We start from the raw sequence: 23,592 nt of genomic DNA on the forward strand, positions 1-23,592 counted from the left end.
CCTTAGAAATTCAGGAACTGCGCCGGGTTCTTGCGGGCGCGCATCAACAGGTCCAGTTCCCGCTTGGACGGGCCGAACTTGTCGTAGAGGCGCTTGGCTTCCTGCAGCGGCAGGTCGTAGGCCGCGCGAAAGGTTTCTACCGTGTAGCGTTCCCCCGACAGCCTGCGGTGGTCGGGAAAGAGCTTGGATTGGTCCGGCATAGGGATCACGCCTAATTGTCAGTGACAGGGCCTCAACCGGCAAGGGGGGCGATTGTTCCCGCGCGGGCGGGAAAAAATCGGGCGGGCCTCGGTCGATCCGAGATTCGGTTGATCGCTTTCCGAGCGATCAACCGGGCGCGCGCATGGCGGTGCGTACGCCCTTCGGCTTTCGAGCTTTCGCGGTGGGGATCCACGGCTTTCCTGCACGACATGCGCTTTCGCGCCTTCTTCTACTTCTACCATGCCCATCTCCATGGTTCGGACGTCGCCTTTGATGCGGCCGGCTTCGGTCGCCGAGCGGCGATAGCGACGACGAATGCGCCCGCGCCGGCATCGAGGCCGTCGCCGCCAAGCTGAAGTAAGACCGCTCCGACGCGGCGTGGCCGCACGTAACGCGATTTGGCCGCATTCCCCGGCAAGGATGAGGCATGCGCCTTCGACCCCTTGCTCTGCCGCTTGTCGCCCTGTCGCTGCTGCCCGCGCCGCTCGCCGCGGCGGAGGGCCGCTATGTCGTCTGCGACAACGGCCTTCGCTGCGTGACGGCGCCGTGTCCGTCCTCCACCATCCGTGATCTCGACAGCGGTGCGGAATACCGCGGCGTTTCCCCGGATATCGGCGGCCTTGCGGAGGCGGACCGACAGCGCATCGCCGAGACGGATGCGCTCTATTACGGCCGGCTGGTGCTGCGCGGCCATGTCGAGGACCGCGAGCGGGAGATCGCCGGCCGGCGCCAGAGCCTGCCGGTCCTCGTCGTCACCGGCATCGCGGGCGAGGCCACCGCCGACGAACGACGGCACTGCCGCGCCAACTAGCCGCTCGGCAAAGCGCTGGATTCTTGTTTTATCGCATTGTCCGACGCCGATGCGAGCTCGCTTCGGCTGGAAATGCTTTAGTCGCGATCCGGCGCCCCGAGGGGGAAGAACTTCCGGAAGGGCCGGGCTTCGTTGACGGCGCGGGCGAAGGACGGGCGGGCGAGCAGGCGCCTGCGATAGGCGTGCACATGGGCGAAGGCCGGGGCTATGGCATGCGTCCAGTCCGCATAGAACAGGAAGGGGGCGGCGCCGCAATCGGCCAGCGTGAAGCTGTCGCCCACGGCCCAGGTGCGGCCTTCCATACGCGTGTCGAGCCAGGCATAGGCCCGCTCCAGCATGTCGCGCGCCTGGCTGTCGCCGTAGGGGTCGCGCTCCGCCTCCGGCCGGATGGCGTTGAAGACGATACGCTGCTGCGGCGTCGAGATGTAATTGTCGAAGAAGCGGTCGAGCATACGCACCTCCAGCGCCGCCTTTGGATCGTCAGGGATGAGTTTTACCGGCCCGGGATGATGGAGCCCGAGATATTCGATGACGATGCTCGCCTCCACGATCGTCCGGTCGCCGTCGACGAGGATCGGGAAACGCTTGATCGGCCAGCGTTTCTCGAAATCCGCCAGCGTTTCGGGATCCTTGTGGTCGAGCAGGCGGTAGTCGAAATCGGTGGCGTTTTCATAGAGCGCGATCAGCGCCTTCTGGCAGTAGCTGGAAAAGGGATGGGCGTAGAGAACGGGTTTCATCGCAACCTCCGTGTCTGCGGGTGTTGTCGCAAATCCGATTGCAAAATGCAATCGGATTCTTCACCCGCCATGCAGTATCGGCGCCTGCCGCAGGAGCTTCAGCCGATCCTGCGCTCCCTCAATCTCCCGCTCGCCCGCCAGATCGAGGCCTCCTGGCAGAAGCTGACGAAACTCACCGAGAAGCTGCTCCAGCTTGCCCGCGCCGAAGCCGGCATCGGCGTCAGCGAGACGACCTTCGACCTTGTGGACGTGCTCGACGTCGTCGTCACGCATTTCCAGCGCGCATCGCACGAGGCGAGCCGTATCCGGCTGCGGAACGACCTTGCGGGGCCGGCCCTGCGCGAGGGCACGGCCGACGCCTTCGCCATCGTGCTGCGCAACCTTATGGAGAACGCGCTGCTGCACGGGCGGGCGGAGGAACCGGTCGAGATCCACCTTGCCGAAACGGGCATCCCCAGCATCCGCAACGGCGCTGTCCGAGGCGGAGCTTGCGGCGGTGCGCACGCGCTTTTTCCGCGGCCGGACGCGTGCCGAGGGCTCCGGTCTCAGGCTTTCCATCGCCGAGCGGCTTCTGGCGCGGATGCGCGCCAGCCTCGTCCTCACATCGCCCATCGCCGGGCGTGTTGATGGTTTCCAGGCGGACATCGTGTTTCCGTCCGTCCGCTGACGCCGCCCGGCATTTGCCCCGTCTCATTTCCGAACAGTCTCGTTTCCCGGCATTCCCGCGTGGAGAGCCCCATGGGAATACCCACAATTTTTTCCATTAGCATGTGAGAAAGCTGTGGCATTTTGCCTCATTGTGTGGTTTTCTGTGGCTCCAATCAAAAAAGGTGGGGAACATGGGTCGCAAACCGGAAGACTATGCGCGGCTGCTCGCCAGCGCGCTTTGCAAACTGCATGCGGCGGAGTGCCGTGGGGCATCGCCGCTTATCTCGGAAGACAGTGTCCGCGTCATCAGCGAAACCATCGCCGTGGCGATGGAGGATGCCCGGAAAATTCATGTCGAACAGGAACTTGCGGCGATGCGTGAACGCCGCGAGCGCATTCGTCTGCACTCCTGACGATTCCGCCCGTTCCGCCGCCGCGCTCGCCTTGTGCTTGCGGCGGCGGCTTTCTATGGTAGGCGTCCAAGCCGTCCGGGCAAAAGCGCGCGGCGCTTTCGCATCCGGGCGCGCAATCCTGACGCGCCTGACCATCGGGAGGAGACGAGGTGCCGACTGAAGCCGCGCGCGTGCTGCGCGACACGTCAACCGACCCGGAATTCGGGCCGTGGCTGGCGCAAGCCTCCATTCTCGTCGTCGACGACGAGCCGGGCATGCGCAACTTCCTCATGCGCACGCTCGGGCCGCGCTGCCGGCAACTGGAGCTGGCCGCCGATACCGACGAGGCCTCGCGCAAGCTCGACCAGAATCATTTCGACGTGGTCATCCTCGACAACATCATGCCGAAGAAGAACGGCGTGGAATGGCTCGCCGAACAGCGCGCCATCGGCTTCTTCGCCGATGCCATCCTGATGACGGCCTATGCGGACCTCGAAACCGCCATCCAGGCGCTAAGGGCCGGCGCGGTCGATTTCATTCTGAAACCCTTCCGCTCCAACCAGCTGCTCAATGCCGTGGCGCGTTGCCTCGACCGCCTCCGCCTGCAGCGCGAGAACTACGTGCTGCGCTACGAATTGAGGACGACGTCGGACCATATCCTCCTGCGCGACCGGCTGATCGGCGAATCGGCCGCCATCGCCCGCGTGCGCGAAACCATCGCCCGGGTCGCGCCGCTGCCGACCTCGGTGCTGCTCACCGGCCAGTCGGGCACCGGCAAGGAGGTGGCGGCGCGCTCGCTGCACGCGCTGTCTGACCGCGCGGCAAAGCCCTTCGTGCCGGTCAATTGCGGGGCGATCCCGCCGGACATGATCGAAAGCGAGCTGTTCGGCCACCTGAAGGGCGCCTTCACCGGCGCCGAGCGGGCGCGCGAGGGCCTGTTCCTGCATGCGCAGGGCGGCACGCTCTTCCTCGACGAGATCAGCGAGATGCCGCCGGCCACGCAAAGCAAGCTGCTGCGCGTGCTGGAGGACCGCAAGGTGCGGCCCGTCGGTTCCGAACGCGAGGTGCCGGTCGACCTGCGCTTCCTCTTCGCCACCAATGCGGAGCTGGAGAAGGAGGTGCAGGCCGGGCGCTTCCGCGCCGACCTGTTCTTCCGCATCAATGTCATGCAGATCCATCTCCCCCCGCTGAAGGACCGCGACGGCGACGCAGTGGAGCTGACCGGCCTCTTCATGAAGAAGCTGTCGGCGCAGCTCGCCATGCCCGCCGTGCCGATAGACGAGGCGACCCGCCGGGCGCTTTCGGCCTATGACTGGCCGGGCAATGTGCGCGAGTTGCGCAACCTCGTCGAGCGCACGCTGATCCTCGGCCGCTTCCCGGAAGGGTTCGGGCGCGCTGCGGCTACAGCACCGGCCGGAACGGAGGCCGGCTCGCTCGCCGATATCGAGCGGCGCCATATCCTCTCGGTGCTCGCGGGCTGCAACGGCCAGCGCGACGAGGCCGCGCGCCGGCTCGGCATTTCCCGCAAGACCATCGACCGCAAGCTGGCGGCCTGGGATGGGTGAGGTGAGGCAGGGCGTCATCCGCCCGGCGCGCTCGGTGCGCTACAGGCTGCTTGCCATCGCGCTCCTGCCGATGCTGGTGATCCTGCCGCTCCTGCTCGGCATCACCGTCTATCGCTGGAACGAGAAGTTCGATGCGACGCTGATCTCCAAGGTCAACGGCGACCTGACGATCGCGCACCAGTATCTCGCCCACATCCTCGACAATACCGGCGAGCACGTTACCGCGCTCGGCGGCTCCGTGCGGTTTCGCGACAGCGCGGGCGACAACGCCGCGCTGAAAACCCTGCTCGACGAGGCGCGCGCGCGGCTGGAGCTGGATTTCCTCTATGTCATCGCACCCGACGGCCGGCTCGTCGTCTCCGTGACCGCGACCACGGCGGAGACGCAGCGCACCGACTGGCCGGTCATCCGCGACGCGCTGGCCGGAAAGCCGGCGACGGGCATCGATATCTTCGAGAATGCCGACCTCGAAAGGCTCTCGCCCGATCTTGCCGCCCGCGCGCGGCTGCCGCTGGTGCCGACGACCAATGCGGTGCCCACCGAGCGCACCGAGGAGGCGCGCGGCATGGTCGTGCAGAGCGCCAGCCCCGTCACGCTCGGCGACGGGCGCAAGGCGGTGCTTGTCGGCGGCATCCTGCTCAACCAGAACCTCGTCTTCATCGACACGATCAACGACCTCGTCTACCGCGAGGCGAGCCTGCCGGAGGGCAGCCAGGGCACGGCGACGCTGTTCCTCGACGACGTGCGCATCAGCACGAATGTTCGCCTGTTCGAGGGGCGGCGCGCGCTCGGCACGCGCGTTTCCGCGGCCGTGCGCTCGGCGGTGCTGGGCGAGGGACAGACCTGGCTCGACAGCGCCTTCGTCGTCAACGACTGGTACATTTCCGCCTACGAGCCGATCACCGACAGCCACGGCCAGCGCGTCGGCATGCTCTATGTCGGCTTCCTGGAAGCGCCGTTCACGGCGGCGAAGTACCAGACGGTGCTGACCATCGTCGCCGCCTTCCTCGCCATCACGGCGGCCAGCGTGCCGATCTTCCTGCGCTGGGCACGCGGCATCTTCGAGCCGCTGGAGCGGGTGGACGCCACCATCGCGCGGGTGGAGAGCGGCGATCTCGGCGCGCGCACCGGCCCTGTCGACAGCCAGGACGAGATCGGCCGCGTCGCCGTGCATCTCGACGATCTCCTGAACCAGCTCGAGCAGAACGACCTGGAACTGCGCCGCTGGAACGAAGAGCTGAACGCCCGCGTGGACGAGCGCACGCGCGAACTGCAACTCGCCAACCGCCGGCTGGAGGCGACGACCAAGCAGCTCATCCTGTCGGAAAAGCTCGCCGCCATCGGCGAGATCACCGCCGGCGTCGCCCATGAGATCAACAACCCGATCGCCGTCATGCAGGGCAACCTGGAGGTCATCCGCACCGTGGTCGGCGACCGGGCGGAACTGGCCAGGGTGGAGTTCCAGCTCCTCGACGAGCAGATCCAGCGCATCAGCCAGATCGTCACGAAGCTCCTGCAATTCGCCAAGCCGGAGGAATTCGCCGGCTTCGTCGATCGCCACGCGCCGGGCATGGCGGTGGCCGATTGCATGCCGCTCGTCCAGCACCTGCTCGCCAAGGCGGCCATCGCCGTGCGGCTGGAGGACACGGCAGAACGGCTGGTGCTGATGAACCGCACCGAATTGCAGCAGGTCGTCGTCAACCTCGTCGTCAACGCCATCCATGCCATGCCGGACGGTGGCGGCCTCACCATCGTCACCCGCGACAGCGAGCGCGGCGGACGCCCGGGCGTCGAGATCGTCGTCAGCGACAGCGGGGTCGGCATGGGGCCGGATCTCGTGGCAAAGGTCTTCGATCCGTTCTTCACGACAAAGCGGCAGGAGGGCACGGGCCTCGGCCTTTCCATCAGCCAGACGCTGGTGACGCGGCAGGGCGGTGCCATCGCGGTGGCGAGCCGGCCGGGCGAGGGCGCCACCTTCACGATCTGGCTGCCGGAGGCGGCCTGACCGGACAGTTTGTCCCAGGCGAAGGACAAACTGTCCATCTTGAATCTTCTTCCTCGCGCAAGCCATTGATTTTACGGAAAATCCACTCTGGCACAGGCCTTGCTTCGCTTCGCGCGGGAGGTTCGGCTTCCGGCCGTCTGCAAGAGGGATGCAGGCATCCGGCGCCGAAGGGCGGTTTTCGCCGGCTCCCCATAACGAAAATCTTCGCACCGAGGGGTGCGTCGCGGAGGAGACCCAATGACTGCATCGACCGAGACCTATGCCGGCGGCTATTCCGGCAGCATCCTCGACCGGGAGCGCATCATCGCCAAACCCGGCTTCAACCGCTGGCTCGTGCCGCCGGCCGCGCTCGCCATCCATCTTTGCATCGGCATGGCCTATGGCTTCAGCGTGTTCTGGCTGCCGCTGTCCAAGTCCATTCCGGGCGCCGCCGATCCGGCTTGCGCCGACCTCAACCTTCTGTCCGCGCTCTTCACGACGACCTGCAACTGGCGCGTCGCCGATCTCGGCTGGATCTATACGCTGTTCTTCGTGCTGCTCGGCTGTTCGGCCGCCATCTGGGGCGGCTGGCTGGAGCGCGTCGGCCCGCGCAAGGCGGGCTTCGTCTCGGCCTGCTGCTGGTGCGGCGGTATCGTCGTCGCGGCGCTCGGCGTCATGAGCCACCAACTGTGGCTGATGTGGCTCGGCGCGGGCGTCATCGGCGGCGTCGGCCTCGGCCTCGGCTACATCTCCCCGGTCTCTACGCTGATCAAGTGGTTCCCGGACCGGCGAGGCATGGCGACCGGCATGGCGATCATGGGCTTCGGCGGCGGCGCGATGATCGGCGCCCCGCTCGCCAATCTCCTGATGAACGTCTTCAAGACCGACACGACGGCCGGCGTCTGGCAGACCTTCCTCGTCATGGCCGCCATCTACTTCTGCTTCATGATGGGCGGCGCCTTCGGCTATCGCATTCCGCCGGCCGGCTGGCGGCCGGAAGGCTGGACGCCGCCGGCCTCCAAGTCGACGATGATCACCACCAGGCACGTCCACCTGCGCGATGCGCACAAGACGGCTCAGTTCTGGCTGATCTGGCTGCTGCTCTGCCTCAACGTCTCTGCCGGCATCGGTGTCATCGGCATGGCCTCGCCCATGCTGCAGGAAATCTTCGGCGGACGCCTCCTCGGCCAGCCGGAACTGAGCTTCGGCCAGCTCGATACCGACCAGAAGGCGGCCATCGCCGCGATCGCCGCCGGCTTCACCGGCCTCCTGTCGCTGTTCAACATCGGCGGGCGCTTCGTCTGGGCCTCGCTCTCCGACAAGATCGGCCGCAAGAACACCTACTACACCTTCTTCCTCCTCGGCATCGTGCTCTACGCGCTCGCGCCGACGCTGGCGGACATGGGCAGCAAGGCGCTCTTCGTGCTCGCCCTGGCCGTCATCCTGTCGATGTATGGCGGCGGGTTCTCCACCGTCCCGGCCTACCTTGCCGATATCTTCGGCACGCAGTTCGTCGGTGCGATCCACGGCCGCCTGCTGACCGCCTGGGCGACCGCCGGCATCGTCGGCCCGGTCGTGGTCAACTACATCCGCGAGGCGCAGATCGCCGCCGGCGTGGCGCCGGGGCCGGCGCTCTACACCGGCACGATGTACATCCTCGCCGGCATGCTGGCGCTCGGGTTCGTCGCCAACATGCTGGTGCGGCCGCTTTCCGACAAATGGTTCATGTCGGACGAGGAGGTCGCGTCCCTGCAGGCGAAGTCGGCGGCCGCTTCCGGCCCGACCGGCGCCTTCGGCATCGGCACGGGTGGGCTCGACGCCAAGGCGGTGCTCGCCTGGGCCGTCGTCGGCCTGCCGCTCCTCTGGGGCATCTGGGTGACGCTGCGGAGCACGGCCGCCCTGTTCTGAGTTCCTCCCAAGGACGACGCAGCGAAGTCCCCGGCCGGTGCCGGGGACTTTTTCATGATCGCTTGCAGCGGGGGCGCTTTTCGCGCAAACCGGAAGGACGTGTCAAAGGAGGAGGACAGCATGACCGAATGGGGCAGGACCGGCATGGGGAAGATCGCACTGGTGACGGGCGGCGGCACGGGCATCGGCCTTGCCATCGCCCGCGGCCTCAGCGCCGAGGGCTACACGGTCGTCATCACCGGCCGCCGGGCCGGGGTGCTTGAGAAGGCTGCGGCGGAGATTACCGGGGAAACCGGCAAGCCGGTCCGTGCGATTGCCTGCAATGTCGGCGATCCGGAACAGGTCGCCGCGGTCTTCGCCGAGATCAAGCGCGATTTCGGCCGGCTCGACGTGCTGGTCAACAATGCCGGTTCCAATGTCGCGGGGCTGCTGGAGGACATCTCCTTTGCGGATTGGAGCGGCATCGTCGCGGCGAACCTGACGGGCGCCTTCCTGTGCACGCAGCAGGCCTTCCGGCTGATGAAGGCGCAGGATCCGCGCGGCGGGCGCATCATCAACAACGGCTCGATCTCGGCCACCGCGCCGCGGCCGAACTCCGCGCCCTATACCGCGACGAAGCACGCCATCACCGGCCTCACCAAATCGACCGCCCTCGACGGGCGCAAATACGACATCGCCTGCGGCCAGATCGATATCGGCAATGCGGCAACGGACATGACGCGGCGCATGAGCACCGGCGTGCTCCAGCCGAACGGCGAGACCGCCGTCGAGCCGACCATGTCGGTGAAACATGTCGCCGACGCGGTGGTCTACATGGCGAGCCTGCCGCTCGACGCCAATGTGCTGACCATGACGGTCATGGCGACCGCCATGCCCTTCGTCGGGCGGGGGTAGGGGCGCGTACCGGTTCTCTGCCGTGCCTTGCGGTGCACCCCGAAACCTTACCGCCGCGGCTCGCCGCCCTCGGCATAGACGGTCTTCTGCCGGAACTTGAAGACATGGCCGCAGCGGCAGCGCAGCATGTGCCTGTCCGGATATTTCGAGGGCCGCTCCGTCAGGAAGCCGTGCGGCAGCGAATCGACGGTGAAATCCGGATGCTTGCGGGTCGGCATGTCGTCTTCCGAGACCTCGGCATAACCGGAATTGCCGCACATGGCGCATTCGAGCTTGCGCGAATAGCGGTCACGGGCGGCCATGGAAACTCCTTCGTCAGATGTCGGCGGACCGTTCATAGGCGGGGCGGGCCGGCGTTTCAATGGCCGGGGCGTCACGCGGCAAGCAAGACCTGCATGATGGCGACGATGCGCCGGTGCTGGTGGGCGTGGCGCGTGCGCACATTGGCGGCGGCATAGACGGCCTGCGCGATCGGCTCGGCGCCGATAACGCGGCTTGCCGCGCCGGTGCGCAGCAGCCGCTTCGCATCCGCCGCCATGACGAAGGCCGAGCCGCCGAGTTTTTGCAGAAGGGCAAGGACGGCCGTCGTCTCGCCGCTGGCGATGGGCGCGGTCGAGAGAGTCGGATGCGCCTCGCGGTGCAGCCGGTCGAAGGCAGGGGAATAGACGGCCTGGATATAGTCCTCCGGCCGGACGTCCTCGATCCGCGCCACCCGGTTGCTCACCATCTCGTAGTGCACCTCGCCGATGCGCTCATAGGCAAGGTCCGGCAGGTAGTGCGGCGTGAAGAGGATCGCAAGGTCGAGGTCGCCCGCGCCGAGGTCGCGGTTCATCTGGTTGGAATAGTCGACCTCCACATAGATCGAGGTGCCCGGCAGGTCCCGGCGCACCGCCGCCAGCCAGTCGCCGGCAAAATGGGCGGCAAGGTCGTGTTGCAGGCCGATGCGCATGGAGCGCTCGTAGGCGCCGGCCGTTTCCACCGCGCGTGCCGCCTCGTGCCACTGGTGCTGCAGCGCCTTGGCGTGATCGAGGAAGCGCAGGCCCGCCGCCGTCGGCTGGGTGCCGCCCTTGTTGCGTGCGAAGAGCTTTCGCGCGAACATCCCTTCCAGCGCGTTGATGCGGTGCGTGACCGTCGATTGCGTGATGTTCAGCCGCTCCGCCGTGCGGTTGAAGTTGCGCGTTTCCATCAGGTCGAGGAATGTCTCAATCAGGACAATTTGCATGAATGCGCCGATTTTTCCCAGTGTTCGGCCAAAGTGTAATCGATAAAGTCGATTAATAAAGCAAAATCCATCCGCTTGCTGCGGGCCGCTTTGGTTGCCACAAATCCGGGGCGAAGAAGGGGAACGAGAATGTCCGCACTGCCAAGCCATGCCCGTGTCGTCATCATCGGCGGAGGCGCCGTCGGGGCGTCGGCGCTCTATCACCTGGCCAAGGCCGGGTGGACGGATTGCGTTCTTCTGGAAAAGAACGAGCTGACCGCCGGCTCCACCTGGCATGCCGCCGGCAACGTGCCGACCTTCTCCTCCTCCTGGTCGATTATGAACATGCAGCGCTATTCCGCCTCGCTCTACCGGGAGCTGGGCGCGCTGGTCGATTACCCCATGAACTACCATGTGACGGGCTCGATCCGCCTCGGCCATTCGAAGGAGCGGTTGCAGGAGTTCAAGCGCGTCGTCGGCATGGGCCGCTACCAGGGCATGGACCTCGATATCCTGACGCCCGACGAGATTCGCGGCAAATATCCGTTCCTCGAAACGCATGATCTCACCGGCGCGCTCTACGACCCCTATGACGGCGACATCGACCCGGCGCAGCTCACGCAGGCGCTCGCCAAGGGTGCGCGCGACATGGGCGCAAAGATCTTCCGCTTCTGTCCGGCGACCGGCGCGCGGCGCGAGGGCGAGGAATGGGTGATCTCGACGCCTCAGGGCGAGATTCGCTGCGAGAAGGTCGTCAACGCCGCCGGCTACTATGCCCGGGAAGTCGGCAAATGGTTCGGCCGCGACGTGCCGATGATGGTGATGAGCCATCAATATATCCTGTTCGAGGAAATCCCGGAACTGGCCGCCTGGTCGAAGGAGGCCGGCCACAAGCTGCCGCTGCTGCGCGACGTCGATAGTTCCTACTATCTGCGCCAGGAAAAGACCGGCATGAACCTCGGCCCCTATGAGCGCAACTGCAGGGCGCATTGGGTGACGCCCGACGATCCGATGCCGGACGATTTCTCCTTCCAGCTCTTCCCGGACGATCTCGACCGGCTCGAATGGTATCTCAACGACGCCGTCGAGCGCGTGCCGATCCTCGGCACCGCCGGCCTGTCGCGCATGATCAACGGCCCGATCCCCTATGCGCCGGACGGCAATCCGCTGCTCGGCCCCATGCCCGGCGTGCCGAACGCCTATGAGGCCTGCGTCTTCACCTTCGGCATCTGCCAGGCGGGCGGCGCGGGCAAGGTGCTGGCCGAATGGGTGACGGAGGGCGAGACGGAATGGGACATGTGGTCCTGCGATCCGCGCCGCTACACGTCCTTCGCCGCCGACAAGGACTATTGCGTGGCCAAGGGCATGGAAATCTACGGCCACGAATATGCCATGCATTTCCCCAAGCACGCCTGGCCGGCGGGGCGGAACCAGAAGCTCTCGCCGATCCACGATCGCATCGCGGCGCTCGGCGCGCAGTTCAAGCCCTATAACGGCTGGGAGCGCGCCAACTGGTATGCGCAGGACGGCGACGACACGTCGGAGGCCGCGACCCAGACCTGGAACCGCGAGGGACCGTGGCGCCCGCGCATCGAGGCGGAGTGCCGCGCCGTCACCGAGGCCGCCGGCATCCTCGACCTTCCCGGCTTCTCGCGCTTCCGCGTGAAGGGGGAGGGGGCGACGGCCTGGCTCTCCTCGCTGATCACCGGCCGCGTGCCGAAACCCGGCCGCATCGGCCTTGCCTATTTTTCCGACGACAAGGGCCGCATCGTCACGGAAATGTCGGTCATGATGCTGGCGGAGGATTTCTTCTTCCTCATCACCGCCGCGACGGCGCAGTGGCACGATTTCGAGTGGTTGCAAAAGCACCTGCCGGAAAATCCCGTCTTCACGCTGGAGGACGTCACGGAGAACTTCTCGTGCCAGATCCTCTCCGGTCCGAACTCCCGCGCCATCCTTGCGGATGTCTGCAAGGCGGACCTCACCATGCCCTGGCTCACCCACCAGCCGGTGGAGATCGCCGGCCGCTGGTGCCAGCTGGTGCGCGTCTCGTTTGCCGGCGAACTCGGCTGGGAGATCCACACCAAGGTCGAGGACACCGCCGTCATCTTCGACGCCGTCTGGGCGGCGGGGCAGACGCATGGCCTGAAGCCCTTCGGCATGGAGGCGCTCGACAGCCTGCGCATCGAAAAGGGCTATCGCGCCTGGAAGGGCGACCTTTCGACCGACTACACGATCCTGCAGGGCGGCCTCGAACGCTTCGTCGACTGGACCAAGCCCGCCTTCAAGGGCAAGGCCGCGCTGGAGCGGGAGAAGCAGCAGGGCGTCACCAAGCGTTTCGTGACGCTGACCGTGGACGCCGGCGAATGCGACGCGCCTTACATGTCGACGCTCTGGCACGGCGGCAAGGTCGTCGGCGAGACGACCTCGGGCAACTGGGGTTATCGCACCGGCAGATCCATCGCGCTCGGCATGCTGAAGGCCGACCTCGCCGCGCCCGGAACGGAAATCGAGGTGGAAATCTACGGCGAGCGCTTCAAGGCGACCGTTGAGCCCGACGGCCCGCTCTTCGACCCGAACAATGAAAGACTGCGCGCATGACGAAGCCCATTCCTTCCAAGGCGAGAGCCGTCATCATCGGCGGTGGCGTGTCCGGCTGCTCGGTCGCCTATCACCTCGCCAAGCTGGGCTGGACGGATGTGGTGCTGCTGGAGCGCAAGCAGCTCACCTCCGGCACCACCTGGCACGCCGCCGGCCTCATCGGCCAGCTTCGCGCCTCGCAGAACATGACGCGGCTCGCCAAATATTCCGCCGATCTCTACGTCAAGCTGGAAGCCGAGACGGGCATCGGCACCGGCATGCGCCAGTGCGGCTCGATGACCGTTGCGCTGACGGAGGAGCGAAAGGAAGAGATCTACCGCCAGGCCTCGCTCGCCCGCGCCTTCGACATCGACGTGCGCGAGATCACCGTCGAGGAGGTGAAGGCGCTCTATCCGCATCTCCACACGGCGGATGTGAAGGCCGCCGTGCACCTGCCGCTCGACGGCCAGTGCGACCCGGCGAACATCGCGATGGCCTTGGCGAAGGGCGCGCGGCAGAACGGCGCGACCGTCCTCGAAGGCGTCAAGGTGACCTCGGTTCTGACGAAGGACGGCCGCGTGACGGGCGTCGCCTGCGAGCAGAACGGCGAGACCTTCACCATCGAGACGGAAAACGTCGTCAACGCCGCCGGCATGTGGGGCCGTACGCTCGCCGACATGTCGGGCGTCACCCTGCCGCTGCACGCCTGCGAGCATTTCTACATCGTCACCGAGCCGATCCCGAACCTGCAAAGGCTTCCCGTGCTGCGCGTGCCGGACGAATGCACCTATTACAAGGAAGATGCCGGCAAGATGCTGATCGGCGCCTTCGAATTGAAGGCCAAGCCCTGGGGCATGGACGGCATTTCGGAAGACTTCTGCTTCGACCAGCTTCCGGAGGATTTCGACCACTTCCAGCCGATCCTCGAAAACGCCATCCACCGCATGCCGATGCTGGAGACGGCCGGCATCCACACCTTCTTCAACGGCCCGGAGAGCTTCACCCCCGACGACCGCTACTATCTCGGCGAGGCGCCGGAGTTGAAGGGCTACTGGGTTGCCGCCGGCTACAATTCCATCGGCATCGTCTCCTCCGGCGGCGCCGGCATGGCGCTCGCCCAGTGGATGAACGACGGCGAGCCGCCCTTCGATCTCTGGGAGGTCGATATCCGCCGCGCCCAGCCGTTCCAGAAGAACCGTGCCTATCTCAAGGACCGCGTCTCCGAAACGCTCGGCCTGCTCTATGCCGACCATTTTCCCTATCGCCAGATGGCGACGGCGCGCGGCGTGCGCCGCTCACCCATCCACGAGCACTTGAAGGCCCGTGGCGCGGTCTTCGGCGAAGTGGCGGGGTGGGAGCGCGCCAACTGGTTCGCCAGGGACGGGCAGGAGCGGGAATATCGCTATTCCTGGAGGCGGCAGAACTGGTTCGAGAACCAGCGGGAAGAACACCTTGCCGTCCGCAACGGCGTCGGCCTGTTCGACATGACCTCCTTCGGCAAGATCCGCGTCGAGGGCCGCGATGCGCTCGCCTTCCTGCAACGCCTCTGCGCCAACCAGATGGACGTCGCCCCGGGCAGGATCGTCTATACCCAGATGCTCAACGCGCGCGGCGGCATCGAGAGCGACCTGACGGTGACGCGCCTTTCGGAAAATGCCTTCCTCCTCGTCGTGCCCGGCGCGACGCTGCAGCGCGATCTCGCCTGGCTGCGCAAGCATCTTGCGGACGAGTTCGTCGTCATCACCGATGTGACGGCGGCCGAAAGCGTGCTCTGCGTCATGGGGCCGAAGGCGCGTGACTTGATGCGGAAGGTGAGCCCGAACGATTTTTCCAATGCGGCGCATCCCTTCGCCACGGCGCGGCAGATCGAGGTGGGCATGGGGCTCGCCCGGGCGCACCGCGTCACCTATGTCGGCGAACTCGGCTGGGAGCTTTACGTCTCCACCGACCAGACGGCCCATGTCTTCGAGGCACTGGAGGCGGCGGGGGCCGATGTCGGCCTGAAGCTCTGCGGCCTGCACACGCTCGACAGCTGCCGCATCGAAAAGGCCTTCCGCCATTTCGGTCACGATATCACCGACGAGGACCATGTGCTGGAAGCCGGCCTCGGCTTTGCCGTGCGCACGAGGAAGGGCGACTTCATCGGCCGTGACGCGGTGCTGCGCAAGGAAGAGGACGGGTTGAAGCGCCGCATGGTGCAGTTCAGGCTGACCGATCCCGAACCGCTGCTCTTCCACAACGAGGCGCTGGTGCGCGACGGCCGGATCGTCTCGACCGTCACCTCGGGCAACTATGGCCACCATCTCGGCGGCGCGATCGGCATGGGCTACGTGCCATGCGCCGGCGAGAGCGAGGCGGATGTGCTGGCCTCCAGCTACGAGATAGAGATCGCCGGCGTCCGGGTGAAGGCCGAGGCCTCGCTGACGCCGATGTACGATCCGAAAGCCGAAAGGGTGCGCGCGTGAAAAACCTTGCCGAACGTCACCAGCGATTTTTCGATCTGCACCAGTCGGGCTGCTTCGTCATCCCCAATCCGTGGGACATGGGCTCCGCCCGCATGATGGCGGCCTCCGGCGCGGTGGCGCTCGCCACCACCTCCGCCGGCTTCGCCTTCACGCTCGGGCGTCCCGACATGGGCCGCGTGACGCGCGACGAGGCGCTGCGGCATGCGGAAGACGTCGTGCGCGCCACGCCGCTGCCGGTCTCGGGCGATTTCGAGAACGGTTTCGCCGATGCGCCGGACGACGTGGCCGAGACGATCCGGCTTGCCGCGGAGGTCGGGCTTTCCGGTTGCTCTATCGAGGACACGCGGATGGTCGAGGGCAACCCGGCCTATGCCTTCGACCTTGCCGTCGAGCGCATTCGCGCGGCAACCGATGCCGCCCGGTCGCTCGGCCGGCCTTTCATCCTGTGCGCCAGGGCCGACGGCGTGATGAACGGCGTCTACGACCTCGACGAGGCGATCCGGCGCATCCAGGCCTTCGAGAAGGCGGGCGCCGACCTCGTCTATGTGCCGGTGCCGCCGGGGCCGGAGGAACTGAGGCGTGTCGTGCAATCGGTCAAGGTGCCGGTGAACGGGCTGGCCGCGGGTCCGCTGCGCCAGCTCAAAGTGCCGGACTTCGCCGCGCTCGGCGTGCGCCGCATCTCGCTCGGTTCCATGATCGCGCGCGTCACCCATGCCGCCATCGCCGAGCAGATGGACGCCATCGTGAAGGACGGCAGTTTTGCCAAATTATCCGCCGCTGCGTCGGGGGATGTCATCAACAGAATGCTGGCCGCCGGTGCGGGGGAGACGGGTCATGAGTGAACAGGCGGTTTTGTCCCGGCGTTCCGGCGGGCGTGCGGCGCGGGTGGCGATGCGCGCCGCGCCCTTGGCGGAAAACGTCCGGCCGGTGCGGCCGGGCCTTCCGGGCGGCCAGTACAAGCCGCTGACGGAGGCGGGCGTGCGCCGCATCCACGAGGCGGCGCTGGACGCGCTGGAGAATATCGGCCTTGCCAATGCGCCGAAATCCGGCGTCGAGATCATGACGGGTGCCGGCGCCATCCTCGGCGAGGACGGGCGGCTGCGTTTTCCGCGCGCGCTGGTGGAGGATATGCTGGCGCTCGCCGCGCGCGACATCACGCTTTACGGCCGCGATCCGAAATACGACCTCGAACTCTCCGGCACCCGCGTCTATTACGGCACGGCGGGCGCGGCGGTGCATATCGTCGACGTGGAGAAGCGGGAATACCGCGAATCGACGGCCAAGGACCTCTTCAACGCCGCCCAGCTCGTCCATCACCTCGACAATGTGCATTTCTTCCAGCGCGCGATGGTCTGCCGCGACGTCGCCGACAATTTCCTGATGGACATCAACACGCTCTACGGCTGCTGCGCCGGCACGTCGAAACATGTCGGCACCAGCTTCTCCGATCCTTCGCATGTCGCCGGCTGCTTCGACCTCATCCACATGATGGCGGGCGGCGAGGACAAGTGGCGGGCGCGGCCCTTCGTGTCGAATTCCAACTGCTTCGTCGTGCCGCCGATGAAATTCGCGGAGGAAAGCTGCATCACCATGGAGGCCTGCATCCGGGCCGGCATGCCGATCCTGCTGCTCTCGGCCGGGCAGGCGGGCGCGACGGCACCGGCGCCGCTCGCCACCGCCATCGTGCAGGCGGTCGCGGAATGCCTTGCGGGCGTCGTCTATGTCAACGCCATGGCGCCGGGCCATCCGGCGATCTTCGGCACCTGGCCCTTCGTCTCGGATCTCAGGACGGGCGCCATGTCGGGCGGTTCGGGCGAGCAGGCGCTGCTGACGGCGGGCTGCGCGCAGATGCACCAGTTCTATAGGCTCCCCGGTGGTGCGGCGGCCGGCATCGCCGATGCCAAGCTGCCGGACATGCAAGCCGGCTGGGAGCAGGCGATCTCCAACGTCATGGCGGGCCTGTCCGGCCTCAACATGGTCTATGAGGCGGTCGGCATGCACGCCTCGCTGCTCGGCTTCTGCCTGGAAAGCCTCGTGCTCGGCGACGACCTTTTGGGCCAGGTGCAGCGCTGCGTGCGCGGCATCGACGTGACGGAGGATTCCGTCTCGCTGGAGACCATGCGCTCCGTCTGCCTCGAAGGGCCGGGCCACTATCTCGGCGACCCGCAGACCCTGTCGCTGATGCAGACGGAATATATCTACCCTGCCGTCGCCGACCGCACGAGCCCGAAGGAATGGGCCGAGATCGGCCGGCCGGACCTCGTGCAGAAGGCGATCGAGCGCAAGAACCGCATTCTTTCCGAAGCCGGCGGCCCGCTGTTCGATTTTGCGACGGACCGGGCGGTGCGGGAGAAGTTCAAGATCTATTTCTGAAGCAATTCCAGCAAAAGTGCAGCGCGGTTTTGCGTCCGGAATTGCGTTGAAACTAGACCCGCCTATCGAAATGGGTGCGCAGCGACACATGCGTCTGCACGGTCGCGATGCCCGGCGTCGTGGCGATCTGGCGGCGCACGGTGTCTAGCTCGCCGTTCGAGGCGCATTCGACGAGCAGCATCAGGTCCGTCGGCCCGGCGAGCGACCAGCAGGTCACGACGTTCGGAATCCCGGTGAGATGCGGCACGATGTGATCGCAGTTGCGGCCCTGCTGGAAGCCGATGGCGATCAGCGCCTCGACGCCCGGCCGCTCCCGGTCGATGCCGAGCTTCACGGAATAGCCGGCGATGACGCCCCTTGCCTCCAGCCGCCGGATGCGCTCGTGCACGGCGCTCCGCGACAGCCCCGCATGGCGCGCGAGCTCCACGAGGCTCTGCCGGGCGTCGGCGCGGAGCGCCGCGAGCAGCAACCTGTCCTTCTCGTCCAGTTCGTTCATCCGGAAAACTCCATATGGCCGGACGATCGTCCGGCGGGCCACCTTCTTGCTGCGCGAAACCGGACGGAAAAGCAACTATTCGTCGGGCATCGCTTCAAGGAGAGACCGATGCCGACCTTCCCGGACAATACCGTCCTGATCCCGATCGACATGCAGCAGGCCTTCGACGCCGCGCCCTGGCCGCGGCGCTGGAACGAGAGGCTGGACGAGAACGGTCTTGCGCTTCTTGCCGCCTGGCGGGCGGCGGGCCGGCCGATCATCCATGTGTGCCATGACAGCGTGGAGCCCGGGTCCACCTTGCGGCCGGAGGCGGCGGGCCATGCGTTCCGTCCCGGCTTTGCGCCGCGCGAAGGCGAGCCGCTGGTGACCAAAAGCGTCAACGCCGCCTTCATCGGCACGGATCTCGACCTGCGCCTGCGCCGGATCGGGGCGGAGACGGTCGTGCTGTTCGGCGTCTCCACGGATATGTGCGTGTCGACCAGCGTGCGTGTCGGGGCGAATATGGGCTACCGGGTGATCCTGGTCGAGGACGCCTGCGACTGTTTCGACCTGCCGGACGGCGAGGGCGGGACGATCCCCGCCCGCGACGTGCACCGCGCCCATGTCGCGACGCTTCGCCATGAATTTGCGACGGTACTGCGTACGGCCGATGTCGTGGCGTTGCCCTAGCGGGTCGCCGCCCTCACCTCGCGCACGCCAAAATCCCATTGCGGCGCGGTGAGGGGGGTGAGGTCGATGCCGGGGAAGACGGCGAAGGTGGAGAAGGGCTGGCTTTCGCCCGGCAGCACGCGCAGCACGACGAGCGCGCTGTCGCGGCCGACCTCGCGGCAGGTACCGCCGGGGCAGTCGGACAGAACGACATCGAGGCGGAAGGATTGCATGGGCCGCGTGCCCTTGTTGGAAAGGCGGCCGGTCACGCGAAAACTCGTCTTCGTCTGGCCGGCCTCGGCCTGCGTCTCCAGCAGCTCCACCTCGTCGGCGGCGAAGGCAGGCACGCCGGCGCTCGGCGTGACGGGGTCGCCCGAGGGCGCGCGGTCCTCGACGAACCAGATGAGGAGCGCGCTCGCAAGACCGATGGCCACCACGATGGTGAGGACGGGTTCGACCCAGCTTTGGAAGCGCCGGAAGCGCAGTGCGAGATAGAGTATGGCCGCTGCCGCGACTGCGAATGCCCAGATCATTCAGGTCCTCCTGGGCATGATATAGCCTGCGGGAGAAGGGACCGGAAGGCCGGCCCCCTCACTTTGCCGCGAGGCTGATCCAATAGGCCCCCTCGAAGGGCACGGCGGCGAAGCGCGTGTTGATTTCCTTCAAGGTCGCATCCGGGTCGATATCGGCGAAAATCTCCGGGCGCAGCCAATGGGCGAAGGCCTCGGCGGCGAGGATGTTCAGCGGCACGGCGTTGAAGAAGTTCCACAGGCCGTGCACGCGCTCCTCCTTCACCGCCTTGAGGTTTTTCAGGAACGGGCCGGAAACGGCGCGTGCCAGCGTCTCGCGCGCTTCCTCGGGCGCCACGCCCGGGCCGACCGAGAAGGTGCTGTAGGTGCCGCCCGGCGAGGCGGTTGCGATATAGACGTCGGGATCGGCCGCGACAATGAATTCCGAGCTGACGATGCCGCCCTGCGCCGGCAGGCTTTCGGCGATGTTGCGGCTGCCGGTGATGGCGATGAAGGCGCCGAGCCCACCGGTGCCGTAGGCGTAGCAGCACTTTTCCGGGTTGGGGAACGCGTCCATCAGCACGGTCGGGCCGGGCTCCTTGTGCGCGGCCACCCGGTCGCGGATGCGCTTGACGCGCGCCTCGTAGAAATCGGCGAAGGCGTTTCCCTGTTCCTCCCGGTTCAGCACCTTGCCGAGGAGGCGCATGTTGCCCGCGGTGTTGTTCAGCGCGTCGCTGTTGAAGTCGACCACGACGACGCGCACGCCGCTTCTCTCCAGATAGTCGATCGCCTGCTTGCCGAGGTCCGTGTCGGCCTGCCAGTTGGCGAGGATGGCGAGGTCCGCCTGCAGCGAAAGCGCGGCCTCGAAGGAGACGGTGATGCCGTCGCCGATAATCGGCACGTCCTCGATCTTCGGGAATTTCTCCTTGAAGCGGGCGTAGATCTCCGGATTGTCGCCCTTCATGTCGCTCGCCCAGCCGGCAAGGATGCTCACCGGATCGGGGTGGATCAGCGACAGCGCGACAAGGTTGAAGCCGCTGCCGAGCAGCACGGCCTTCGGCTCGGCGGCGATGGTCACCTCGCGGCCGAGGGCATCCGTGACGGTCAGCGGATAGGTCGCCTCGGCCCGGGCGGGCAGGGCGGCGAGGAGCAGGAAGGCGGCGGCGATGAGGGCGGAAAGGCGTGCGGTCATTGTTTTCTCAGTTCCGGCAGGGCGCAGAGCTCGCCGCAGCCGGGAATGCCCGGCAGCATGTAGCGCAGGCAGCAGACCTTGCGGCGACAGTGGACGGCGCCCGCTTCCATCTCGTGGCGCAGGCAACCGTGGAAGGGGTTCCGGCTGCCGTTCGCCAGCAGCGGGCAATCGAAGAGCGGGCGCGACGGCCAGTGGTCGTCGCCTTCGGGCGCCGCGTGGTCCGTCGCGTTGAAGGCATAGTCGATATAGACGGCGGCGTTGTTCCAGGCAAGTTTCGGCGCGATGCCGGTCTTTTCCCTGAACAGGGCGACGGCGCGGGACAGGTGGCAGTCCACCAGCGGCGTGACGAAATCGACGAGGTCGTCGCCCTCGCTCCAGTCGCCCTCGTGCGGCAGGCCGAAGGCGCGCGGCAGGCCGTCCTCGCCGATGGCGATGGTCATCTCCTCGAAGGAGACGGGCAGGCTGCGTTCCGCGCGGCGCGCCACGACATAGGGGATGGTGAGGGCGGAGAAATAGTAGAGCGACCAGAAGGAGGCCGCGGCGCGCCGGTCGGCCTTGCCGTGGCTCTCCGCATAGCGGTCGATCGTCCGGGAAAACCCGTCTCCCCCCAGGAAATCGCGGAGCGGCACGGCGTCGTCGAGATCCGACGAGAGCATCATCTTCTCGCCGCACCAGGCATGCTCGCCGCTGAAGACCGCCTTCAGGCCGTCCGGCCGGAAAGCGGTCTCGCCATTCTGGATGGGAAGCGCGGGCAAGCGCTTACCAGGAATATTTCAGGCTGCCGATGACCGTGCGGCCCTGGTCGCGGTAGCAGTAGCCGGCCGAGCAGACGGCGTCCTGGCGGTCGAAGAGGTTCGTCGCGTTGACCTGCAGCTTCAGGCCGGCGAAGTCCTTGTCGATGGCGGCGAAATCGTAGTCGATCGACGCATCGACGAAGGCGCGGGCCTTGTTCTTCATGCTGTTGGCGTCGTCGCCGTAGCTCTCGCCGGTGAAGCGGATGCCGGCGCCGAAGCCGAGGCCGGCGAGCGCGCCGTCTTCCGGCATCCTGTAATGCGCCCAGAGCGAGGCCATGTGGCGCGGTACGGAGGAGACGTCGTTGTTGACGGTGCCGGCCGGGCCGTCGATGATCTTGGCCTGCGTATAGGTATAGGAGGCGATCAGCGACAGGCCGTTGTCGAGGCTGGTCGATGCCTCCAGCTCCAGGCCGCGCGAGCGCAGCTTGCCGCGCTGGACCTGCACGTTGGCCGGGCCGGTCGGCAGGTCGACGACTTCATAATAGAGGCCGTTCGTCTGGTCGATGTTGAAGAGCGCGGCCGTCAGCAGCGTGTTGCTGTCGGGCAGGAGATACTTGATGCCCACTTCCTGCTGCTCGCTCTCGGTCGGCTTGAACGGGTTGCCGGTGGCCATGTTCACGCCGGCATTCGGCGAGAAGGCGGTGGAGTAGCTGGCATAGGGGGTGATGCCCCATTCCGTCTCGTAGGTCACGCCGGCGCGCCAGGTGAAGGCGCGGTCGCTCTGGTCGATCGTGTCGACCGCGCCCGAGGCGAGGTCCGTGTTGTCGGTGTCGGTCGAGACCCAGTCGTAGCGGCCACCGAGCGTGAAGGTCAGCGCGTCGTAGCGGATCTGGTCCTGCAGGTAGAGGCCGGTGATGAACTGGTCCTGCACGCTCTTCGTCTGGAAGCCGATCGGGTCCGTCGGGCGGCCGCGCGTCGGGTCGGTGGTGTCGAGCGGCGGCGTGACGCCGTAGCCGTTGAGCGACTTCCAGTAGACCTTGGTGAAGTCGATGCCGGCCAGCAGCGTGTGTTCCAGCGCGCCGGTCTCGAACTTGGCCTCGACCTGGTTGTCGATCGTATAGGTGTCCAGCCACTCTTCGAACGAGCCGGCGCTGCTGTCGAGCAGCGTCGGGTCGGCGGCGTTCGGCTGGTAGGCGAAGGCCCAGTCGGCCTCCACGTTCAGCCAGGAGGCGCGGGCGTTCTGGCGGAAGGTGAAGACCTCGTTGAAGCGGTGCTCGAACTCGTAGCCGATGCGGCCCTGGTTCTGGATCGAATCGTTGAAGGCCGGGTTGCCCGCGAAGAAGTCGCTGACCTTGCCGGTGATCGGGTCGTAGTAATAGGCCGCCGTGCCGCCCGTCTTGGTGCGGGAATATTCGCCGAGGATGGTCAGCCTCGTATCCTCGTCCGGCTTCCAGGTGAGGGCCGGCGCGATGTAGACGCGGTCGTCGGGAACGCCGACCTGCTCGGTGTCGGCGCTGCGCAGGAGGCCCGTCAGGCGGTAGAAGACCGGGTCTTCCTCGTTGACCGGGCCGGAGAAGTCGAACTGGCCCTGGTAGCGGTCATGGCTGCCGTACTGCACCTGGATCTCGCGCAGCGCCTCTTCCGTCGGGCGCTTGCTGACGAGGTTGTAGAGGCCGCCGGCGCCGGAGGCGCCGTAGAGCGCCGAGGACGGGCCGCGCAGGATCGAGACGCCTTCCAGGCCATAGGGCTCCGTCTTGAAAAGCGAGGAGCCGGCGCCCGGCTGGCGCAGGTTGTCGCGGAAGACGCCGGTATAGGTCACGTCGAAGCCGCGCACGGTGAAACTGTCGAAGCGCGGGTCGAAGCCGTAGCCGCCGACGCGGGTGCCGGGCGTATAGGCGATCGTATCGAGCAGGGTCTGCGGATTGCGGTCCTCCAGCTGCTGCTGCGTGATCGAGGAGATCGACTGCGGCGTCTGGATGAAGGGTGTATCGACCTTGGCGCCCGTCGCGCTGCTCTTGCCCACATAGCCGTCCGCCGTGATGACGCCGCCGCTGCCGCCGTTGACGACGATGTCTTCGAGGACGGTCGCGCCGCCCGCCGCCGTGCCCGACTGGTCCTGCGCGAGCGCGACGGTCGTGAGCGTGAGGAGGGACGTGCCGGCGAGCGCCAGGCGGAACATCGTGCGGGAGGGCTTGTGCATGCGGGTACTTCCTGAGGAAACGGTTCGATAACGTGACCGGTTTTATCAGGATTT

The 23,592-nt window shown here is 66.7% G+C and carries 21 protein-coding genes; 12 read left to right on the forward strand and 9 right to left on the reverse strand.

The annotated features are described in order from the left end of the window. Positions 1–2 precede the first annotated feature (2 nt). The gene (locus AB3G45_RS12735) at positions 3–200 is read right to left on the reverse strand and encodes a hypothetical protein (protein WP_367830908.1); all 198 of its coding nucleotides are present in this window, start codon (positions 198–200) and stop codon (positions 3–5) included. Between the two features lie 428 nt (positions 201–628). Here AB3G45_RS12735 and AB3G45_RS12740 point away from each other — a divergent pair, with 428 nt between their 5' ends. Beyond that, complete coding sequence (locus AB3G45_RS12740) at positions 629–1,012, forward strand: hypothetical protein (RefSeq protein ID WP_367830909.1); 384 nt, start codon at positions 629–631, stop codon at positions 1,010–1,012. A 77-nt stretch (positions 1,013–1,089) separates the two neighbouring features. Here AB3G45_RS12740 and AB3G45_RS12745 read toward each other — a convergent pair whose 3' ends face one another. Next, positions 1,090–1,749 (reverse strand): glutathione S-transferase family protein, encoded by a 660-nt coding sequence (locus tag AB3G45_RS12745; protein WP_367830910.1) that lies wholly within the window; start codon positions 1,747–1,749, stop codon positions 1,090–1,092. 69 nt (positions 1,750–1,818) lie between these two features. On the opposite strand from AB3G45_RS12745, the gene AB3G45_RS12750 reads away from it, so the two are divergent. The 6 genes from AB3G45_RS12750 to AB3G45_RS12775 all read left to right on the forward strand — a co-directional run bounded on the left by AB3G45_RS12750 (position 1,819) and on the right by AB3G45_RS12775 (position 9,140). Then, on the forward strand, positions 1,819–2,376 hold the full coding sequence (locus tag AB3G45_RS12750; RefSeq protein WP_367830911.1) for a hypothetical protein: 558 nt from the start codon (positions 1,819–1,821) through the stop codon (positions 2,374–2,376). 212 nt (positions 2,377–2,588) lie between these two features. Beyond that, positions 2,589–2,810 (forward strand): hypothetical protein, encoded by a 222-nt coding sequence (locus AB3G45_RS12755; protein ID WP_367830912.1) that lies wholly within the window; start codon positions 2,589–2,591, stop codon positions 2,808–2,810. A 149-nt stretch (positions 2,811–2,959) separates the two neighbouring features. Beyond that, positions 2,960–4,354, forward strand: a complete 1,395-nt coding sequence (locus AB3G45_RS12760; protein WP_367830913.1) for a sigma-54-dependent transcriptional regulator — start codon at positions 2,960–2,962, stop codon at positions 4,352–4,354. Further along, complete coding sequence (locus AB3G45_RS12765) at positions 4,347–6,359, forward strand: cache domain-containing protein (protein WP_367830914.1); 2,013 nt, start codon at positions 4,347–4,349, stop codon at positions 6,357–6,359. Before AB3G45_RS12760 ends, AB3G45_RS12765 begins: the two co-directional genes overlap by 8 nt. A gap of 237 nt (positions 6,360–6,596) precedes the next feature. Continuing rightward, positions 6,597–8,246, forward strand: a complete 1,650-nt coding sequence (locus tag AB3G45_RS12770) for an OFA family MFS transporter (protein ID WP_367830915.1) — start codon at positions 6,597–6,599, stop codon at positions 8,244–8,246. Between the two features lie 120 nt (positions 8,247–8,366). After that, positions 8,367–9,140, forward strand: coding sequence for an SDR family oxidoreductase (locus AB3G45_RS12775; RefSeq protein WP_367830916.1), 774 nt, complete (start codon positions 8,367–8,369; stop codon positions 9,138–9,140). A 47-nt stretch (positions 9,141–9,187) separates the two neighbouring features. On the opposite strand, the gene AB3G45_RS12780 is transcribed toward AB3G45_RS12775, so the two are convergent. Both AB3G45_RS12780 and AB3G45_RS12785 read right to left on the reverse strand, forming a co-directional pair. After that, a complete protein-coding gene (locus AB3G45_RS12780; protein WP_367830917.1) occupies positions 9,188–9,442 on the reverse strand; it encodes a hypothetical protein in 255 nt (84 codons plus the stop codon). 71 nt (positions 9,443–9,513) lie between these two features. Continuing rightward, on the reverse strand, positions 9,514–10,362 hold the full coding sequence (locus tag AB3G45_RS12785) for a LysR family transcriptional regulator (RefSeq protein WP_367830918.1): 849 nt from the start codon (positions 10,360–10,362) through the stop codon (positions 9,514–9,516). Positions 10,363–10,491: 129 nt separating this feature from the next. On the opposite strand from AB3G45_RS12785, the gene AB3G45_RS12790 reads away from it, so the two are divergent. Genes AB3G45_RS12790 through AB3G45_RS12805 form a run of 4 tightly spaced genes read left to right on the forward strand, consistent with a single transcriptional unit; the run spans position 10,492 to position 17,759 of the window. Next, positions 10,492–12,942, forward strand: a complete 2,451-nt coding sequence (locus tag AB3G45_RS12790) for an FAD-dependent oxidoreductase (protein ID WP_367830919.1) — start codon at positions 10,492–10,494, stop codon at positions 12,940–12,942. Further along, the gene (locus AB3G45_RS12795; RefSeq protein WP_367830920.1) at positions 12,939–15,386 is read left to right on the forward strand and encodes an FAD-dependent oxidoreductase; all 2,448 of its coding nucleotides are present in this window, start codon (positions 12,939–12,941) and stop codon (positions 15,384–15,386) included. Before AB3G45_RS12790 ends, AB3G45_RS12795 begins: the two co-directional genes overlap by 4 nt. Then, positions 15,383–16,228, forward strand: coding sequence for an oxaloacetate decarboxylase (locus tag AB3G45_RS12800; protein WP_367830921.1), 846 nt, complete (start codon positions 15,383–15,385; stop codon positions 16,226–16,228). The genes AB3G45_RS12795 and AB3G45_RS12800 overlap by 4 nt, the downstream gene beginning before the upstream one ends. Then, positions 16,221–17,759, forward strand: coding sequence for a trimethylamine methyltransferase family protein (locus tag AB3G45_RS12805; protein ID WP_367830922.1), 1,539 nt, complete (start codon positions 16,221–16,223; stop codon positions 17,757–17,759). Before AB3G45_RS12800 ends, AB3G45_RS12805 begins: the two co-directional genes overlap by 8 nt. 52 nt (positions 17,760–17,811) lie before the next feature. Here AB3G45_RS12805 and AB3G45_RS12810 read toward each other — a convergent pair whose 3' ends face one another. Beyond that, positions 17,812–18,255 carry an Lrp/AsnC family transcriptional regulator gene (locus AB3G45_RS12810; protein ID WP_367830923.1) on the reverse strand — a complete coding sequence of 148 codons (444 nt, stop codon included), beginning with the start codon at positions 18,253–18,255 and terminating at the stop codon, positions 17,812–17,814. Positions 18,256–18,363: 108 nt separating this feature from the next. Here AB3G45_RS12810 and AB3G45_RS12815 point away from each other — a divergent pair, with 108 nt between their 5' ends. After that, entirely contained in the window at positions 18,364–18,924 is a 561-nt protein-coding gene (locus AB3G45_RS12815; RefSeq protein ID WP_367830924.1) for an isochorismatase family protein, read from the forward strand. Here the strand turns inward: AB3G45_RS12815 and AB3G45_RS12820 are convergent. The 4 genes from AB3G45_RS12820 to AB3G45_RS12835 all read right to left on the reverse strand — a co-directional run bounded on the left by AB3G45_RS12820 (position 18,921) and on the right by AB3G45_RS12835 (position 23,538). Further along, positions 18,921–19,436 (reverse strand): hypothetical protein, encoded by a 516-nt coding sequence (locus AB3G45_RS12820; RefSeq protein ID WP_367830925.1) that lies wholly within the window; start codon positions 19,434–19,436, stop codon positions 18,921–18,923. The two genes, AB3G45_RS12815 and AB3G45_RS12820, sit on opposite strands and share 4 nt — an antisense overlap. 58 nt (positions 19,437–19,494) lie before the next feature. Further along, the gene (locus tag AB3G45_RS12825; protein WP_367830926.1) at positions 19,495–20,604 is read right to left on the reverse strand and encodes an ABC transporter substrate-binding protein; all 1,110 of its coding nucleotides are present in this window, start codon (positions 20,602–20,604) and stop codon (positions 19,495–19,497) included. After that, positions 20,601–21,263 (reverse strand): siderophore-iron reductase FhuF, encoded by a 663-nt coding sequence (gene fhuF, locus AB3G45_RS12830; protein ID WP_367833570.1) that lies wholly within the window; start codon positions 21,261–21,263, stop codon positions 20,601–20,603. Before fhuF ends, AB3G45_RS12825 begins: the two co-directional genes overlap by 4 nt. Before the next feature lie 100 nt (positions 21,264–21,363). Further along, positions 21,364–23,538 carry a TonB-dependent siderophore receptor gene (locus tag AB3G45_RS12835; protein ID WP_367830927.1) on the reverse strand — a complete coding sequence of 725 codons (2,175 nt, stop codon included), beginning with the start codon at positions 23,536–23,538 and terminating at the stop codon, positions 21,364–21,366. Between the last annotated feature and the right edge of the window lie 54 nt (positions 23,539–23,592).

The organism is Shinella sp. S4-D37, assembly GCF_040812195.1.
GTDB lineage: Bacteria > Pseudomonadota > Alphaproteobacteria > Rhizobiales > Rhizobiaceae > Shinella.